Source organism: Ochrobactrum sp. EDr1-4, from assembly GCF_049199085.1.
Taxonomy (GTDB): domain Bacteria; phylum Pseudomonadota; class Alphaproteobacteria; order Rhizobiales; family Rhizobiaceae; genus Brucella.
In genome coordinates, this window is the sequence record NZ_JBLZOF010000001.1 from 563,320 (window position 1) to 577,479 (window position 14,160).

Below are 14,160 nucleotides of genomic sequence, written 5' to 3' on the forward strand. Positions count from 1 at the left end.
CTCAAGCTTTACACTATGGAGAACTACAATGACTGGACTCTCACCCGAGGCCGGTGGCCTCGACGCGCCTTCGGCCAGCTGGGCCGATCTCTTTTCAGGCCAGCACCTCGCCGTTGTTTCTGTTATGGCGGGCGGCATTCTGCTCTATGCAATGAACCTTTATTTCACGGCAGCACTGATGCCTTCCATCGTGATGGATATTGGCGGGCAACAGTTTTATGCTTGGGTTACAACAGCCTTCGTCATTGCAGCCATTGTTGCATCGCTTTTCGTCAGCCGCGTGCTCGACTGGAAAGGTGCAGCTTCGGCCTATGTCATCGCCTTCACAATATTTACTCTTGGAGCCGTGGGCGCTGCGATCAGCCCGACAATGGAATTGCTGATAGTGGCCCGAGTTGTTCAAGGGTTGGGCGGCGGTCTTTTGGCCGGTCTCGGCTATGCGGTGATCCGATCTGCCCTGCCTGAGAAGCTCTGGGCGCGTGCGACAGGTGTTGTTTCCGCAATGTGGGGGCTTGGCACGCTGTTCGGCCCTTCACTGGGCGGCATGTTTGCAGAGTTTGGTTTGTGGCGATGGGCCTATGCTGCACTGGCAGTAACCGCACTTCTGCTGGCCGTCATTGCCCGTGGTTCCTTCAAACAGGCAAAGACAAGCGGCTATCGCGCGCCAATACCTTTTGCTTCACTTATCCCGCTACTGCTTGCAATTATTGCTATCAGCATCAGCTCTGTTCTGCCAATCGGTCTACCGACGCTGATTGCAATCGGCATTGGAGTTATGCTGCTGATCGTCTTCGTTTTGATTGAACGCAGTGCCACAAACACGATCCTGCCGCGCATAACCTACCTGCCAGGCAATTCGCTCAAATGGACTTATCTCACTGTTGCGGCATTAAGTGCTGGCGTCATGCTTGAGAATTTCATCCCCTTGTTCAGTCAGCAACTCGCAGGTCTTAGCCCGCTGCTTGCCGGACTATTGGGCGCGGTTCTGTCACTCGCATGGGTAATTGCACAGCTCTTTGCAGTATCGATCACTTCAGAAACAACCCGCCGCCGTGCCATTCGACTCGGACCATTGTTGCTGGCAGTTGGCTTGATTGCCTTTAGCCTCCTCCTTATCGATAAGGCATCGACACCGACAATTCTATTGTGGACGATAGCGCTCGGTGTTGCCGGTGTCGGCATTGGTATTTCATGGCCGCTGCTTGGCGTTGCCGCTATGAGCAGCACTAACGATCCGGCTGAGGGCGGCAAAGCGGCAGCGGCAATCACAACCACGCAGCTCATTGCTTTTTCAATCACATCAGCACTTGCCGGGACTTTGATGAGCGCAGGCGATGGCACCGCGCTTAACGCCGCGAGCAACGTATCGCTTGGAATTGCAATCATATGCGTTCTGGGGATTGCTTCCGCAGGGCTTAGCACCCGCAAGCCCAGCTAACAAAAAAGCCCGGTCTAGCGACCGGGCTTTTGTTTATCTCTTCTTCTTTGCGCGACCCGCAAACGGATTTTCCGATGTCGTTAGCGACAATCGAATCGGCACGCCCGGCATGTCGAACGTTTCACGCAGACCATTGACCAGATAGCGCACATAAGATTGCGGCATCGCATCAGGGCGCGAACAATTGACGACGAAGCCCGGAGGACGGGTCTTCACCTGCGTCATATATTTCACCTTCAGGCGGCGACCCGAAACAGCCGGTGGTGGCTGATGCGCAATCACCCCAGCAAGCCAGCGATTGAGACGGCCCGTCGAGATACGGCGGTTCCAGATCTCATGTGTCGCAACAAGATTTTCCATCAGCTTGTCGAGGCCCTGACCGCGCTCACCAGAAATTGGCACAGCACGAAGTCCACGAACTTGCGGCAGCAGGCGCGCAGTCTTTTCATGAAGATCAGCCAGAACTGCCTGACGATCTTCGATCAGATCCCACTTGTTAAACGCGATGATCGGCGCACGGCCTTCGCGGATAATCAGATCGGCAATCTGCAAATCCTGTTTTTCAAACGGGATCGTCGCATCAAGAACGATGATCACAACTTCCGCAAAGCGAATAGCCCGCAGGCCATCGGCAACCGAAAGCTTTTCAAGCTTTTCCTGAACGCGGGATTTGCGGCGCAGACCAGCAGTATCATAGAGCTTGATTTTGCGGCCACGCCATTCCCAATCAACGGAAATCGAATCGCGTGTGATGCCAGCTTCCGGACCAGTCAGGAGACGGTCTTCGCCGAGCATCGTATTGATCATCGTGGACTTGCCCGCATTCGGACGTCCAACAATGGCAATGCGCAACGGCTTGGTCGTGTCGTAAGCCGGAATTTCTTCTTCATCCGGATCTTCGATGTCGTCGCCGATCAGCTCACCAACAGCCTTCGGTGTGAAGACCTCATCGGCTTCTTCTTGTTCACGTTCATCCGCAAAGACGCGCTCTTCGCCCAAAAGCTCGACAATCGCGTCACGCAGATCAGGCATGCCCTGACCATGTTCAGCGGAAACTGCGCAAGGCTCACCGAGACCAAGCTGGAACGCATCATAAAGACCCGATTGCGCGCCGCGTGCCTCTGATTTGTTGGCCACCAGCACAACCGGACGGTTCGAGCGGCGGACAAGTTCAGCAAAGGTTGCATCGGTTGGTGTGATACCAGCCTTGGCATCGACCACAAACAGGATCGCATCGGCTTCCTGAATGGCTGCTTCTGTCTGTGCACGCATACGCGCTTCGAGACTGTCATTGGCAGCATCTTCCAGACCAGCCGTATCGATCACCTGAAACTTCAGATCATAGAGCTTTGCATCATGGATGCGCCGGTCGCGCGTAACGCCCGGCAAGTCATCGACCAGCGCCAGCTTACGGCCGACGAGGCGATTAAACAGTGTGGACTTGCCGACATTGGGACGCCCGACGATGGCGAGAGTGAAACCCATAGGTTCGTATTACTCCGAAATTAGTGTAGCTCAGCCCTGAGCTTCTGGCACAGTGATGCCAGCGCCGCGCATGAGATCAAGCATTGTGTTGGCGCGCTGGCGGATATTCGCCGGGGCCAGTGTATCATTGGCAATCTGCTGATAAAGCTTGGCAGCATCATCGAAACGTTCCGCCTTCCATGCTGCAAGACCAAGTGTCTCGCGCGCGCTGGAACGCATTGGATTGCCGTCTGCCGAAAGCGTTTCAACGCGCTTTGCGACATCATCATAAGAACCGGAATCAACCAGCAAATAGGCTGCACGCAGGCGCGCTATGTCACGCATCGGCGCTGGAATTGCATTATCGGCAGCAACCGCATCAAAGGCTGCAACAGCTGCAGTCGCGTCGCCCTTAGCGGCAAGAACCGAAGCCGAACGCAGACGCGCCAGCACCGGATAAGAACCGTAGCCGGTCTTTTCCAGATCATCGAGCGCCGCAATTGCCTCATCGTTCTTTCCGGCTGCGGCGAGATCAAGCGCTGCGAGGAACTTGTCACCAGCCGCGTTTGCCTTACCATCAGCCCAGTGCTGATAGCCAACCCAGCCAGCTGTACCGATGACGATAGCAACAGCCGCACCGATAACGATGGGACCGAAGTTTTTCCAAACCTGCTTCGCCCGTTCCGAACGGAGTTCCTCGTTTACCTCGCGGATGAAACTGTCGTCTGCCATGGACCTGCCACTCTGAGTGGAGCGCAATATGTATAAGCCGCGCTCTTAAAACCGTTGATCTTAATTTGTATGTTCTGGCGCTTTTAATCGGAATTCGCTTGAGATGTAAGACCCGAGAGCGAAATAAGCTGCACCTTACCCGAACAATCTGTATTTGTGTCCGAGCTTTGCCTTATTCAACCAGTACGAAGCAACCTTTCCCCCATACTGGCGTTCATTATCCCATGCGTGTTCTTTCTTCCATTGTCGCCCTTTCAGCGTCACTTGCCTTTGTCACAAATCCGGTTCAGGCGGAAACGTCCAAGCCGCAATATGTGCTGATTTCGTTTGATGGCGCACATGACAACAGGCTGTGGACCCGCTCGCGGGAACTGGCGAAAAACAACAATGCGCATTTCACCTATTTTCTGTCCTGCGTTTTTCTGATGGAAAAGAAAAACCGCCGCGATTACCAGCCGCCGCATAAGCGCGCCGGTGCGTCCAATGTCGGCTTTGCTTTAAGCCATGATGAAGTTGTGACCCGCCTCGACAACATCTGGCAAGCGCATCTTGAGGGCAATGAGATCGCCAGCCATGGCTGCGGCCATTTTGACGGAACCGACTGGTCAACCGCCGATTGGGACAAGGAAATCAAAGAATTTCGCCGTATTACTGCCGATGCTTACAAGAATAACGGCATTGAAGGCGAACCGGATGGCTGGCAGGAACTGGCGCGAAACGGCATCAATGGCTTTCGCGCACCCTACCTTGCGGCATCAAAGCCGGTACAAGATGCGCTGAAGTCGGAAGGGTTCCGCTATCAGGCGTCATCGATCACGCGTGGGCCAGAGGTGCCAAAGCTTGATGGTGCATTTGCTTCCTTCGGCCTGCCGCTCATTCCCGAAGGCCCATCACAGAGACTTATCGTTGGTATGGATTACAACCTCTATGTGCGCCACTCCAAAGGCAAGGAAGCGCCAGCACAGGCCGCACAGTTTGAGGATCGTACCTATAAAGCGTTCCGTGCAGCCTTTGACAAACAATATGATGGTGAACGCATTCCGCTTCAGCTTGGTTTCCATTTTGTGCTGATGAATGACGGCGCTTACTGGCGTGCAATGGAGCGGCTTGTTTCAGAGGTCTGCAAAAAGCCAGATGTCAAATGCACCACTTATAATGATTATCTCAACAGCATCGGTGCTCCGGGCGGCAATGCGCCCGAGAGCCATTCACAGGCATTATGATGTGAGACCGAGGTTTTCCTGATCCAGTGTCGGCAGAGGCTCATTATAGATCACGGCTTCAAAGCCACGCAGACGCTTATAAATCGATAGAAGTTCGATAATCGTCGTCCATGAATTGACCAGATACTGGAATGATCCACGCACCTGATCAAACACATTGAGGATCTGGTTCATCAGACCCAGTGTTAGCTTGCCTGCAACGATTGACGGCACCAAAATAAGCGTCGGGAAGATATTGTCGGCTTGTAGATAGAAGATACGGGCGACATTGAAATACACGTAATGGAAGTAAAGCCGAAAATAGTTCTGGCGAACATTGGAAAACAGTTCCCCCATGGTCAAGGGATGCGCGCGATCAGCAAAATCTTCCCCATAGACCAGTTCTTTACGGTAAGCGGCTTCCACACGCTGATTGTTGAATTCCAGCCCCGGCAATTTGATACCCACCAGTGCCAAAAAGCCTGTTCCAAACAGTGCCCAAACGATTGCCGCCCAGACTAATGCATGCGGTACCAGACCGATAATCGGCAACTCGCTCACCTTGTCGGAGAATGAAAACAGCACGGGAAGAAACGCAATCAGCGTCATGATCGCCTTGATGAGATTAACCCCAAGCTGCTCAAGTGTAGTCGAAAATCGCATTGTGTCTTCCTGCACACGCTGCGCCGCGCCTTCAACCGAACGCAGTTTTGGCCAATGCGCCATGTAAAAATCATTCATCGCCGTGCGCCAGCGGAAGATATAATGGCTAATGAAAAATGCGCTCAACACGCTGATCGTCACACCGATAAATGCAATTCCGGCAAAATCCAGCATGCTCCAGTAGAAATCGACCGCCTGAACAGCGCCTGGCTTAGCCAGTGCATTCTGCACCATGTCGTAGAACGGACCATACCAGGCGTTGACGGCCACGCTGACTTGCACGCTAAAATAAGTGGCAAAGAGAATGAGTGCCGACCCCAGAACTGACCAACGTTGCCAGCGATGCGGCTCAAACCAAGACCAGAAAGCGTAAAACGCCAGAACGACGACGGCAAAATATATATAGAACCACAAAAATGGCGCAGACCAAAAAACGCTCGCGCCAATGATCGGTGCAGCGTCGGCGGCAGCAGGTGTTAAACCGATTAATCGACCAAGATTGACACCGCCCTGATACCATCCCAGCACAGCCAGAATGCTCCAGAACAACACGGAAGAAAAAAACAGCTTGGGGCGCGGGAAGAAGGAGACGAACATTGACGCAAATCCAGAAATACTAAATTAGCGTCAATTAACTCCTGCTCCCTCATATTTGCCAGTTAAATAATTGTAAGGTTTACCGTCACTTGGCAGCTCTACCGGCCGCAAGACCGATCACGGCTGTTACAACCAGTGCAAAGGCTGCAACAAGGCTGGGAAGCGTAAACGAGCCAAAATGCTGAGCCATAAAGCCCGCTACCAATGGTCCAACAATCTGACCGATACTGAAACAGACCGTCATGCGGGCAAGAGCACGTTTTGGTGATTGCGGTGCGAGCATTCTTGCTGCCTGAAGGCCAAATGCGGTCAGCGCCATAAAGGTGATGCCCAACAGTGCGCCACCAATCAGTGGACCCCATGGTGGCGAAAGCAGCACACTTGCAGCCACACCGACCGCCTCAATTAGCGCCGTGATAGCAAAGGCTGTAAACAAACCAAATTTGCGGATTGCGGGAGACCACAACCAGATCGATGGTGCCGCACAAAGACCCGTCAGCACCCACACGCCTGCCTCCATCAATCCGCCGCCCTCATTGGCGCGGACAATCGCGATGATAAAAGTTGCAGTAATCACATAGCCAAAGCCAAAAATGCCATAGGCAAGAGCTATTGCATTGAAAGCAAAGCTATTCGGCAGCGCGGGCTCACGCTTACCGTTATTGCCGCCAATCGGGCCTTCTTTGACCAAAAAGACCACGCAAGCAGCGAGCACTGCACTTAAAATGGCTGCGCCAATCCAGTCAGCGCGCCAATCGAAGCCAAGGAAACGGACAGCTGCGACCATAATCGCAGACAGCGCGATACCAGCGCCCACGCCGCCAAAATGAAGCGCCGACAACTCTGCCTTTTCCGCCGCCGTAATGTGGCTTAACACGATTGCAGTGGCTAAAATCATCGTTACAGCGCTGATAAATCCTGCGGCAAAGCGAATGAATGAGAAAAGCCAGACCCCATCGACCATCGCCATGAGCGCACAAAGGATAGCGCTAATGATCAGGCCCGTCAGCACACTTGCGCGTTCAATTCCTGCCGACCAGCCATAGCCAGCGACAATCGCGCCTAGCAAATACCCCACATAATTGGCCGAAGCGATAAAGCCCGCATCAGCAGCATTGAAGCCTACATCTACCATCATGCCGGGCAAAATCGGCGTATAGATGAAACGTCCAATGCCCATCACCGCAATCATGGCGAAAAAGCCGCCAAGGGCATAGCGAAGGGCAGATGTATGCGGGTACGTCTGGGGGAGTGTGTTATTCATGGCGCGGAAAATACGCTTCGTTTGTCAGCATACAATTGAATTTTTCTGATCGGATCAATCACGGAAATTCAGTTCAACTTTCCGGCATTCGAGCGCTGAACCAGATCGGCGCTCTAACTCCTTTTACTTTAAGCATAATCTTATCGATCCTCGTTGAACGAAGGTCGGATTATGCTCGAGCGCGCACTGGCACGCTGTCCGGTTGGGCTGAATGCAGGAAGTGCAACAACGTTTCATTGACCGATTGCAAGCGAAAAGCCGTATCGCGCCAGCTGAAATCAATGTCTTGTGGCACAGGTAACAAACGCTCTGGCACCTCTCCTTCTTCGAGATTACAATTATGGATAACTGCTTGCAATGATTGCGCAATCCATTCTGGCGGCTGAGCTTCTTTCTTGCGCAGCGCATTGCCAAGCGCTTCGCCAAACAGCAGTGCTGATGCGTAGAGACGAATGCCTCGGCGATCATAGCGGCCTGCCATTTCGCTGACTTCGCGCGCGACAAGCCGCCCACGCAATGACCAGCGCGCATTGGAACGAGCCAATGCTATGCCGTCGCCCAGCGCATTGACCGCGCGTTGCGCCTGCGTGAACTGATTGATTGCGCTTTGCGCATGCACAACATCACGTTTTTCGAGCGCTATTGCCGACTGCTTGAGACCCTTCAGGATATTATCGACCAGCCCGCGAACGGCGCGATCAATCAGTCTGACCGGGTCAGGTGTTAGCAATATTTGGCTGAACAACAGCCCGACACCCGCACCCACCAGAACATCGATAAGCCGTGTCATTCCAGCAACTTGCGGCCCCATGGCCAACACAAGAATAGCCGAAACGCCCGATTGAATAGCGATGGCAGGGGCCAGACCAAAAGTCGTTGCAATCACCATGGCGACGCAGGTAGCAACGCTCATATGCAAGACCATAATGGTATCCGGCACGAAGAGAGACAACTCACCGACAATCACGCCGGTGGTCACACCGGCGATGACGCCAATCGCCTGTTTTCCGTGATTGGGCAGGTTCGGTGCAAGGCAAATAACGGCCGTCACCATCGCAAAAACAGGACGCGGCTGGCCGAGCATCCACTGGCAGATAAGCCATGCAACCGCACCACCAATGGAGGCGATCAGCGCATCGCGCCAACTCACCGACCATTGTTGAAAAACTCTGTTAAGTCGCTGATGCATGAATGGCCTGCCCTGTTATCCGTCATATTCAGAGATACAATTTATGGCAGGCTTTCAGATAGTTAAGCCTTAAAAAAATCTTCGTACTGATCCGGCTTAAAACCGACCGTCAACTTGCCGTCCTTATCGAGAACAGGACGTTTGACCATGGAAGGTTGCGCCAGCATCAGGGCACGCGCTTTGGCAGCATCGACATTCTGGCGCTCTTCTTCGGGCAGCTTCCGGAAGGTTGTGCCCGCACGATTGAGCAGCTTTTCCCACTCTATGTCCTTGAGAAAACGGTCGATTGTTGCAGCGTCCAGACCTTCTTTCTTATAGTCGTGAAAGCTGTATTCAATGCCATGATCCTCAAGCCAGCTACGGGCCTTCTTCATCGTGTCACAGGCCTTAATACCGTAGATGGTCACGCTCATTTTCGACTCCTTTGATCTCGTATCGCGATCAAAAGCCATCCGCAAAAACGTTGCAACCCCTTATTGTGCATCATGAAATATAATGCCCAGCGTATGACGTTTGCCTGAACGCAAACGACTAACGCCGTGCCGCATTTTAACTCTGTAATCGCCACGCGTGCCGCGGACCGGCCTGTCGTTTACTGCAAAAATCACAGCATCTCCCTGCCCTAAAGGAACGACTTCCGCCCTACTTTGCATACGTGGACGCTGCTCTGTGAGCACAAATTCCCCACCCGTAAAATCTTCCCCCGGCTGCGACAACAGCACAGCTACCTGAAGTGGGAAAGCAAGATCGCCATAAATATCTTGATGCAGGCAGTTATAATCACCCGCCACATATTGCAGGATGAGAGGCGTCGGACGCGTTTGCCGGGCAGCATGACACCTCGCGAGATACTCCTCATGATTCTCGGGGTATTCCACTCCGCTTCCGAGACGTTCACTCCAGCGATTAGCTATTGGGCTTAACTGTCCATACAATTCCTTGCGGGATTCACTGATGATCTTTGGGAGTGGATAGGCGAAATATTTGTACTCGCCGCGCCCAAATCCGTGCCTCGCCATGGAAATCGTCGAACGAAACGCATCGGAAGCGTTATAAAGGCCGCTAATCTCACTGCATTGGTCTTGAGAATAGAGCTGCTCCAGTGTTGCAGCACCGAACTGATCCAGCTCATCTGCAATTTTCTGCCAGTCGTAAGAAGCCAGTTTCTCTTTCATGACTGGCGTTCTTTTTTCAGCAATTGGCGCTTGCGTTCCACACCCCAGCGATAGCCGGAAATTCCGCCGTCATGACGCACCACGCGATGACACGGAACAGCAACAGCGATCTTGTTCGCACCGCAGGCTTGAGCGACCGCGCGCGCCGATTTTGGCAGACCAATTGTCTCAGCAAGCTCGCTATAACTCACCGTTTTACCCAATGGGATTTCACGTAAGGCTTGCCAGACGCGCTGCTGAAAAGCTGTACCTCTTAAATCGAGCGGCAGATGAAAACCGATACCGGGGTTTTCGACAAATCCGATCACCTGCGCGATATGATCCTCGAAATCGCGATCTGCACCGACAAGCTTTGCTTTGGGGAAGCGCTTCTCCAGATCGTCAATCAATTCCTGCGGATCATCGCTCATCAGAATAGCGCAAACACCCTTGCCACTTTCCGCCACCAGCACTGCACCCAGCGCAGATTGACCAATCGCAAAGCGGATAGTTTCGCTTTCGCCGCCAGACTTGAAAGCTTTTGGTTTCATACCGAGTATCTTGTCTGAGGCTTCATAGAAACGGCTGGAAGAATTATAGCCTGCCTCATAGATTGCATCGGTCACACGACTGGTCTCTTTAAGCACGGCACGCATTTTGTCGGCGCGATGCGCATCGGCATAGGCTTTGGGCGTGAGGCCGGTAAAGCTTTTGAAAATGCGATGGAAATGTGCAGGACTTGCGCCAGCGGCCCGTGCAATGTCTTCAAGCGACGGGACTTCTTCAGCATTTTCGATGAAACGACAAGCAAGCGAAACCATATCGGCATAACGCGCAGTGTTTTGTGTCTCAAGCGTTGCATCAACATGCGGTTTGCAGCGCATGCAGGGACGAAAACCTGCGTGTTCCGCATCGTCGCAAGCAGCAAAGAACTGGACATTTTCGCGTTTTGCACGTCGCGAAGGACATGACGGGCGACAATAAATGCCCGTCGTGCGGACGGCATAGACAAACTCACCGTCCGATGCCTTGTCCCGCGCAAGCACTTGTCTCCAGCGGTTGTCATCTGTGCTGTGGGTCAATGTCATCAGGTTCATGTCCGTTTCCCTTCCTACTATGAAGGAAAGCTATTCGCTTACAAGAGAAACAACACTCCGCTGCTTGCTTTCAAATTTTACGACCGCGTTAAGCCTTGCGTGCCTCTTTGATTGCATCAATCAGGTTTTGCTCTTTCATCACACCGCCATAAAGCCGCGTACCGATGACAAAAGACGGTGTACCACTGAAATTGAAAGCCTCGCCCTGTTCCATGTTGCGCTCAAGAATGCCGTCGATCCGCGCTGCATCAGCCTTATAGTCAGCTTCGAGCTTCTTCGGATCAAGGCCGGCTTTTTTCAAAGCCGCATCGGTCTGATCCTTTGTCAGACGGCCCGGCGTCAGCATCATGGCTTCCATAGCTTTGACGTAATTTTCCGACTTTTCTGCCGCTAGCACCAGACGCGCCGGATAGGAAGAATTGTCGCCAAAGATAATCCAGTCTTTCAACACCAGCCGAACATTGCCGTCTTTCTCGACAACACGCATCAGCTCTGCATGGCCCTTTTTGCAATAAGGACACTGATAATCGAAATACTCAACGATAGTCACATCGCCTTTCGGATTGCCAAGCACCGGGATTTCCGTGTCATAAAGGACTTCGGCGACGCTCGGCGCGCGCTGGGCGAAGCTTGCGCCGCCAGAAAATGCAAGTGTCGCGGCTCCGGCTACTGTTGTAGCGAGCATCTGGCGGCGGTTCATCATTAGCTTTCTCCTTGACCGGATTGAGACTTGCTCAGGACAACAACGCGGCTTCCAGCGGAAACGCGCTTGTGCAGATCGAGAATGTCCTGATTGAAAAGACGGATACAGCCCGACGAAGCAGCCTTGCCGATTGACCAGGGTTCGTTGGTGCCGTGGATGCGATAAAGCGTGTCTTTGCCATCGCGATAAAGATAGAGCGCACGCGCGCCAAGCGGGTTGCGAATACCGCCTTCCAGACCTTTCGCATGTTTTGCGTAATGGTCTGGGTTGCGCTTGATCATGTTTTGCGTTGGTGTCCAGCGTGGCCATTGTGCTTTGTAAGCAACCTGTGCGTCACCGCTGAATGTCATGCCCGCACGCCCCACGCCAACGGAATAACGCATGGCCTTACCACCGGGCTGCACGAGATAAAGATAGCGCGTATAGGGATCGACAATGATTGTGCCGACCGGGTGGCTGGTCTGATAATCCACTTGCTTGCGCAAATTGCGTTCAGCAATTTTACTGAGATCCAGCGCTGCGATGTGATTTCCACCATCGGTGACAGCGCCATACATCACTTCATATTCGCTTCTTGCCGTCTGAACTTCCGGCTCCGGCAAGAGAGGTGCAACAGCCGCAGGCTCAGGCGCCATGACCACTGGTTCGGGCATGTTAACAACCACAGGCCTGTCTTGTGTCGTGGTGCAGGCAGCAACTGCAAATGGCAGAAGGCCTATGAAAACCAGCCGCGCCAGCGAGCGTGCCGCCTTCTCTTTTTGATAATGTGTCGTCAATTTCCCCAACCCTACTTTGCCCAAGCCGTATCTAATTAAAAGCGCCGCCCTGCTTCTGCGTGGCATTCAGAAGCCCCACCGAACGCTCAATCGTTGCTGACGAAACATCGCCAACCAATCGTGTACCTTCAGGTTCTTTACTGGCATTGTTGAAGAAAATCATGGTCGGCGGACCTGCCACTCTGAGCTTTGCCATCAGATCGGCATTGCCCGCATTAAGGTCCGAGACATCGGCTTTGATAAGCTGATATCCGCCAAGCGCTTTCTTCACGCCTGCATCCGGCAGGACGCGCCGCTCCACAGCGGAGCAACTGACACACCAGTCTGCCGTAAAATAGACCAGCGTCGGCTTATCGCCGTGCGCCGCGTCCAGCTTTTCCTGAAGGGCAGAAACCGTTTCAACCGGCGCGAATCGTAACGCGGCTGAATTATGGTTAACATCTCGATTAGCTAATGCTGTCAGCGGTTGCAACGGATCGCGACCGCCAGACGCAACACCCACCATCAGAATAACGCCATAGACAAACGCAGCCGCTCCAATCGTGCGCGCAACAAGGTTGCGATGCGGGACTTTCATAAATGCGAAGCACGCCACGCCAAACAGCAGCAAAGCCCACAGAACCATATCCACGCCTGATGGCAGCAAAGGTGCAGCCATGAAAATGGCCGTGGCAAGAAAACCAAAGCCAAACACCTGTTTGACCGCTTCCATCCATGCGCCTGCACGCGGAAGCGTGCCCGCACCCAGCGTCGCAAAAGCAATCAGTGGCAGACCTTTGCCGATGCCAAGCGCGAAGAGCGCGCTGGCTCCAAGTGCAACATTAGCCGTCTGCGCAATATAAAGCAGCGCGCCAGCCAGCGGCGCAGTCACGCAAGGCCCGACAATCAAAACAGACGAGAAACCGAGGATTGCAGCAGAGCGCTTAGATCCCGTGCGCTGACCGGTTTTTGCGGAAATTGCACTGACCCATGACGATGGGAGCTGAAGCTGGAACAGGCCGAACATCGACAAAGCCAGCAATGTGAAGATGCCAGCCAGTGCCAGCGCCATCCATTTGGATTGCAGCACCATTTGTAGGTTCTGGCCCGACCAGCCTGCAATTGCACCAACGACTGCAAAGCCCAAAGCGAGGCTCACCACATAGGTGCTGGAAAGAACAAAGCCGCGTTTTGCCGTCAGTTTTTCACCTTCCCGCGCCAGCGTTCTCGCGACGATCGGATAGATTGGAAACACGCAAGGCGTAAAGGCCAGCAGCACACCGAAAGCAAGGAAAGCCGCAATCACCAGTGCCGAACCGCCCTGATCGAGAAGATTTTCGATCATGCCTTTTTCGGGGGCGAGCGCGAAAGCTTTGCTCTCAGCTATTGGAGCTGATGCGGCGGTGAACACCGAGCCGCTCGTAAACGCCTTCCCCATCTGAGAGCTGACGGCGAGCGTTACGGGATCTATCGTGCGGGTTTCAGGCCGATAGCAAATGCCGTCTTCCTGACATCCCTGATAGGTCAGCTGAATGGGTTCACTGCCTGCAGGAACACTTGCACTCGTACGTGTGTAATAGACTTCGAGGCGTCCGAAATTCGGGTCATCCTTGGCGATACCCGGTTGCGTATCAACGGTGAGTGCTGCGCCTTTCGCATCTTTTGCTTCGATATGATCGCGATAAAGATAATAGCCATCGGAAATCTGCCAGTTAAGAAGGAGCCGGTTGTCGCCATCCTTCACAACACTTAGACGAAAAGCATCATCCACCGGCAGCGGATTTGCGGCCAGCGCTGGTGAGAGAATGGCCACAACAAAGATGGCGAGTATCGCGAAGAGACGCATTTGGGTAATCTGATTCTCGAAAATGAATTAGGTTGTAAAAAGCAAATGCTGTTGCC

At 53.4% G+C, this 14,160-nt stretch carries 13 protein-coding genes; 2 read left to right on the top strand and 11 right to left on the bottom strand.

What is annotated here, in order from left to right; all coding sequences use genetic code 11:
* Positions 1 to 28: 28 nt before the first annotated feature.
* The gene (locus tag ACOZHT_RS02910; RefSeq protein ID WP_339513510.1) at positions 29 to 1,438 is read left to right on the top strand and encodes an MFS transporter; all 1,410 of its coding nucleotides are present in this window, start codon (positions 29 to 31) and stop codon (positions 1,436 to 1,438) included.
* 33 nt (positions 1,439 to 1,471) lie between these two features.
* Here ACOZHT_RS02910 and der read toward each other — a convergent pair whose 3' ends face one another.
* Positions 1,472 to 2,923, bottom strand: coding sequence for a ribosome biogenesis GTPase Der (gene der / locus ACOZHT_RS02915; protein ID WP_339513512.1), 1,452 nt, complete (start codon positions 2,921 to 2,923; stop codon positions 1,472 to 1,474).
* Positions 2,924 to 2,953: 30 nt separating this feature from the next.
* Positions 2,954 to 3,634: a tetratricopeptide repeat protein gene (locus ACOZHT_RS02920; RefSeq protein ID WP_310010860.1), complete on the bottom strand. Its 681-nt coding sequence runs from the start codon at positions 3,632 to 3,634 to the stop codon at positions 2,954 to 2,956.
* A 224-nt stretch (positions 3,635 to 3,858) separates the two neighbouring features.
* Between ACOZHT_RS02920 and ACOZHT_RS02925 the strand changes: the two genes are divergently transcribed.
* The gene (locus ACOZHT_RS02925) at positions 3,859 to 4,857 is read left to right on the top strand and encodes a polysaccharide deacetylase (protein WP_339513515.1); all 999 of its coding nucleotides are present in this window, start codon (positions 3,859 to 3,861) and stop codon (positions 4,855 to 4,857) included.
* Here ACOZHT_RS02925 and sbmA read toward each other — a convergent pair.
* The 9 genes from sbmA to dsbD all read right to left on the bottom strand — a co-directional run bounded on the left by sbmA (position 4,852) and on the right by dsbD (position 14,104).
* The gene (gene sbmA / locus ACOZHT_RS02930) at positions 4,852 to 6,096 is read right to left on the bottom strand and encodes a peptide antibiotic transporter SbmA (RefSeq protein ID WP_339513517.1); all 1,245 of its coding nucleotides are present in this window, start codon (positions 6,094 to 6,096) and stop codon (positions 4,852 to 4,854) included. The two genes, ACOZHT_RS02925 and sbmA, sit on opposite strands and share 6 nt — an antisense overlap.
* Before the next feature lie 85 nt (positions 6,097 to 6,181).
* The gene (locus ACOZHT_RS02935; protein WP_339513519.1) at positions 6,182 to 7,360 is read right to left on the bottom strand and encodes a YbfB/YjiJ family MFS transporter; all 1,179 of its coding nucleotides are present in this window, start codon (positions 7,358 to 7,360) and stop codon (positions 6,182 to 6,184) included.
* Positions 7,361 to 7,529: 169 nt separating this feature from the next.
* On the bottom strand, positions 7,530 to 8,549 hold the full coding sequence (locus ACOZHT_RS02940) for an FUSC family protein (protein WP_339513521.1): 1,020 nt from the start codon (positions 8,547 to 8,549) through the stop codon (positions 7,530 to 7,532).
* Between the two features lie 62 nt (positions 8,550 to 8,611).
* On the bottom strand, positions 8,612 to 8,962 hold the full coding sequence (locus ACOZHT_RS02945) for an ArsC family reductase (protein ID WP_250040141.1): 351 nt from the start codon (positions 8,960 to 8,962) through the stop codon (positions 8,612 to 8,614).
* 60 nt (positions 8,963 to 9,022) lie between these two features.
* The gene (locus ACOZHT_RS02950; protein ID WP_339513523.1) at positions 9,023 to 9,724 is read right to left on the bottom strand and encodes a 2OG-Fe(II) oxygenase; all 702 of its coding nucleotides are present in this window, start codon (positions 9,722 to 9,724) and stop codon (positions 9,023 to 9,025) included.
* Complete coding sequence (gene ada / locus ACOZHT_RS02955) at positions 9,721 to 10,800, bottom strand: bifunctional DNA-binding transcriptional regulator/O6-methylguanine-DNA methyltransferase Ada (protein WP_339513525.1); 1,080 nt, start codon at positions 10,798 to 10,800, stop codon at positions 9,721 to 9,723. Before ada ends, ACOZHT_RS02950 begins: the two co-directional genes overlap by 4 nt.
* Positions 10,801 to 10,888: 88 nt before the next feature.
* On the bottom strand, positions 10,889 to 11,503 hold the full coding sequence (locus tag ACOZHT_RS02960) for a DsbA family protein (protein WP_339513527.1): 615 nt from the start codon (positions 11,501 to 11,503) through the stop codon (positions 10,889 to 10,891).
* Positions 11,503 to 12,279 carry a L,D-transpeptidase gene (locus tag ACOZHT_RS02965; RefSeq protein WP_339513529.1) on the bottom strand — a complete coding sequence of 259 codons (777 nt, stop codon included), beginning with the start codon at positions 12,277 to 12,279 and terminating at the stop codon, positions 11,503 to 11,505. The genes ACOZHT_RS02960 and ACOZHT_RS02965 overlap by 1 nt, the downstream gene beginning before the upstream one ends.
* A gap of 31 nt (positions 12,280 to 12,310) precedes the next feature.
* Complete coding sequence (gene dsbD, locus ACOZHT_RS02970) at positions 12,311 to 14,104, bottom strand: protein-disulfide reductase DsbD (RefSeq protein ID WP_339513531.1); 1,794 nt, start codon at positions 14,102 to 14,104, stop codon at positions 12,311 to 12,313.
* Positions 14,105 to 14,160 lie beyond the last annotated feature (56 nt).

What these genes read in the sequence shown, in the direction of transcription:
- der (WP_339513512.1), bottom strand. Translation starts at nt 2,923, where the DNA reads ATGGGTTTCACTCTCGCCATCGTCGGGCGTCCCAATGTCGGCAAGTCC.
- ACOZHT_RS02910 (WP_339513510.1), top strand. Translation starts at nt 29, where the DNA reads ATGACTGGACTCTCACCCGAGGCCGGTGGCCTCGACGCGCCTTCGGCC.
- ACOZHT_RS02925 (WP_339513515.1), top strand. Translation starts at nt 3,859, where the DNA reads ATGCGTGTTCTTTCTTCCATTGTCGCCCTTTCAGCGTCACTTGCCTTT.
- sbmA (WP_339513517.1), bottom strand. Translation starts at nt 6,096, where the DNA reads ATGTTCGTCTCCTTCTTCCCGCGCCCCAAGCTGTTTTTTTCTTCCGTG.
- ada (WP_339513525.1), bottom strand. Translation starts at nt 10,800, where the DNA reads ATGAACCTGATGACATTGACCCACAGCACAGATGACAACCGCTGGAGA.
- dsbD (WP_339513531.1), bottom strand. Translation starts at nt 14,104, where the DNA reads ATGCGTCTCTTCGCGATACTCGCCATCTTTGTTGTGGCCATTCTCTCA.
- ACOZHT_RS02945 (WP_250040141.1), bottom strand. Translation starts at nt 8,962, where the DNA reads ATGAGCGTGACCATCTACGGTATTAAGGCCTGTGACACGATGAAGAAG.
- ACOZHT_RS02950 (WP_339513523.1), bottom strand. Translation starts at nt 9,724, where the DNA reads ATGAAAGAGAAACTGGCTTCTTACGACTGGCAGAAAATTGCAGATGAG.
- ACOZHT_RS02940 (WP_339513521.1), bottom strand. Translation starts at nt 8,549, where the DNA reads ATGCATCAGCGACTTAACAGAGTTTTTCAACAATGGTCGGTGAGTTGG.
- ACOZHT_RS02960 (WP_339513527.1), bottom strand. Translation starts at nt 11,503, where the DNA reads ATGATGAACCGCCGCCAGATGCTCGCTACAACAGTAGCCGGAGCCGCG.
- ACOZHT_RS02920 (WP_310010860.1), bottom strand. Translation starts at nt 3,634, where the DNA reads ATGGCAGACGACAGTTTCATCCGCGAGGTAAACGAGGAACTCCGTTCG.
- ACOZHT_RS02935 (WP_339513519.1), bottom strand. Translation starts at nt 7,360, where the DNA reads ATGAATAACACACTCCCCCAGACGTACCCGCATACATCTGCCCTTCGC.